3 protein-coding genes are annotated in these 2,806 nt (G+C 40.5%); 1 reads left to right on the top strand and 2 read right to left on the bottom strand.

All coding sequences use genetic code 11. The features are described from left to right. Positions 1-46: 46 nt before the first annotated feature. Entirely contained in the window at positions 47-682 is a 636-nt protein-coding gene (locus tag RRG12_RS42565; RefSeq protein ID WP_420761999.1) for an esterase/lipase family protein, read from the bottom strand. A gap of 504 nt (positions 683-1,186) precedes the next feature. On the opposite strand from RRG12_RS42565, the gene RRG12_RS42560 reads away from it, so the two are divergent. Further along, positions 1,187-1,711: a hypothetical protein gene (locus RRG12_RS42560; protein WP_420762000.1), complete on the top strand. Its 525-nt coding sequence runs from the start codon at positions 1,187-1,189 to the stop codon at positions 1,709-1,711. 148 nt (positions 1,712-1,859) lie between these two features. Here the strand turns inward: RRG12_RS42560 and RRG12_RS42555 are convergent. Further along, the coding region (locus RRG12_RS42555; RefSeq protein ID WP_420763247.1) for a tetratricopeptide repeat protein at positions 1,860-2,806 on the bottom strand (947 nt) is incomplete at its 5' end.

Genomic DNA, 2,806 nt, shown 5'->3' with positions numbered 1-2,806 from the left:
AATTCGTAATTAAAGATGAATAAATCCAGCGTGGCGATTCTTCTAGCTACTGACTGGATTTTTTCTTCAGCAAGGGCAGCTTAATACCTTCTGTTAAAGCTGCTTGCACTACTGCTAAACTTCTCGTGTCTGTCAGCATCCAAGGGTGTAGAGCAACTGGTACTATTACTTCACTTCCTACGGACATTTGTGAACTATTTGCTGGGACAATCATCATATCATAAGGTGTCCAGATAGATGTAAAACCTAGCTGCCCCAATATTACAGCATCAGAATTTAAATCCTTGAGAAAAATGCTGTCGGGGCGCATTTGTAGGCAACCAGGACGCCTGGAACCATAAGCAACGACAGTTCCATGATGGGGTGAAGAGATGGTGATAAACCGCTGCACGCGGTTTATTCCTCCCAGTCGCTGTACATAGTAACGGCTGACAATTCCTCCCATGCTGAAGCCTACTAAATCTAGGCGTTGTTCTGCTGCAAAGGTAGCTGTAATATAATCTGCTACCTGCTTTGCCAATTCATCAAGACCCACATCACCATTATTAGGAAGCAGATTCAGGCTATATACAGACCAACCCCGTTGTATGAGGTATGCCCTCATTTTATGGAAAACTGCTTCTGTATCTTCAATCCCATGTATTAACAAAACGGGATTGCGCTGCTGATTTTCGGTGTTCATTTACAAAATCTGGTTGAAGTAAGGGGTGTATTTCACTTTTGTAGGTACTACTGCTCTACAAACTGAAGCTATTGCTTTTCGGATTCTTTAAAAGATATTTTTGCAAAACTGAAATGCACTCAAAAATAATTTGTATAAAATTTAACTAATTAAGCTCACCATCTGCCAATAGGCTATGACACTCCTCCCACTGGTTGAGAGTAAACTGCTCGTTCCAATTCAAGAAGTATTTACTAAACAAATAAATGTTAATTTTTATAAAGCTTGCTTTCAGAATCTTGCTCTTAGTTACAGTAAAATTTAATAATTAGTTCTCGATGCATACAGGTTGCAAATGCTTGCGATAGAACATTTGCCCTGTAGTTTTACTACAATGTTAATTAAGCACAAACCTATAAGGGTTGTCACCAGAACGGGGTGACGCAAAGTAGAAAATGTAACATTTTGTCGTAATTTTTAACAATTACGGTCGAGTTCCAACTATAACAGGCAGGAGTAATTGTAGTGGATTTTATCAAAAAGTTAATTTCGGGTATTCTAGGTTTCATTACCGGACTTTTACCAGGAAAGAAGAAAAGCAACGGCTACTTCTTAGAATTGGACGAAGCCAAAGATGCTGCTAAAGATGCTGCTAAAGAGGTAGCATCGAACGCGAAGAAAGTAGCAGAGACAGTTGCATCAAACGCTAAGAAAGTAACGGCAACAATTGCATCAGAAGCACCAACTCCATCCAAGCCAGATTCATTGAACGGAACAAAAACTGCCGCAGCTAACGGTAAGGCAAAATCAGCTAAAAATCCCAAACCAGCTGATGTTCAACTAGTCCAGACTGCTGAGGGTCTTAAAGTTGAACCTGGCAAAAATGCAAAAGCCGCAGCAGCCAAAGTAATCAAAGAGCAGCCAACTGAAACAACCTTTGCGCCAAAATATCTTGCTCCTTCGACTACAAGCTCTAATGGTCGTCGGCGTCCAGGGGCGAATATGAGTGCTTATTTAGAGATGGCACGTCAGGTTAAAACACCTAAATAATTGATAGAGACCGTAAGCTTACGGTCTCTATAGATTATAAGGTTAAGATGACTTTGCCAGTTGTAGATGGGGAACTCTCCAATTTAGGAGCGATCGCTTAATTTTCTCCACTACAACTGCATTTTTTAGGGTTGGTTTATTTGCACAACTAATTAGTATTTTTAAGTAACACCAGTCCACTATATAGCTGAAAAGCTGAGTCCCAATTAGTCTGTTCTCTACGCAACAAATGAATGTGAGACTTGATATGACTCAGCATTTCTGTTTGATCTAATGTTGTATCCGCAAAGGACGTGAAATCTGACCAAATTTTGACTTTAGGTAGTTGCTGGTCAATCCAACTCGATAAAATATTCCAATTAATTCTGATTGTATTTTGGCTAGCTTGAGGAATGATTTCTAAACCTTCCTGAAATTCATAGCCGCTATCATCAAATCGGAGAATACAATGTCTACCTGGTATGTGTAAATCACAAAACTGGGCATAGTCTTGTGTTTGAGTTTTCCGTTCCAGTTTACCGCGCACATCTCGATCTACTACTTCCTCGAAAATGGGCAACAGTCCCACTACTCTTGCTGTGACTTCTGACCAGTCAAAAGTGAGAGAACCGAGTTGATTTGCCTCGTTACGGCAAACAACTGTAACCTGTGGGGTAGATGCTTGAAAATATTTGACTTGATAAACTTGAATTTGCTTAATTTGAGCTATTGTTGCCCAAAAGCAAGGAATACCAGCTTGCTGTAACTGTTTGCCGTAAAATTTTAGCTCTCCTACTTGGCCAGTGCGGTACAACCTCCAGCCACGACTTGGCAGTATCAACCGTGCAGTGTAGGGGTCTAGCTGCATAATCTGGGCAAATTTTAGAGATGCTTCTGTTTTAATCTCGTTACTGAGAGGCTCTAAAACTAATACGCCAAGTTCGGTATTATTCGGTTCAGATTTTGCTTGAGAAATGGCTCTTTGTCTTTCTTCAAGCTCCATTTCTTGTAGTCGTCGCAAACCTTCGCGTGCAAGGGTTATTATTTTGGTATTTCTTGTATCTCGCAGCAGTTGCCGATAAACATTGTCCGCATCCTGGCGCTTTCCAGATACTT

Source organism: Nostoc sp. CALU 546 (assembly GCF_048836525.1).
This window is presented reverse-complemented; position numbering and strand designations above follow the sequence as displayed.

What these genes read in the sequence shown, in the direction of transcription:
- RRG12_RS42565 (WP_420761999.1), bottom strand. Translation starts at nt 682, where the DNA reads ATGAACACCGAAAATCAGCAGCGCAATCCCGTTTTGTTAATACATGGG.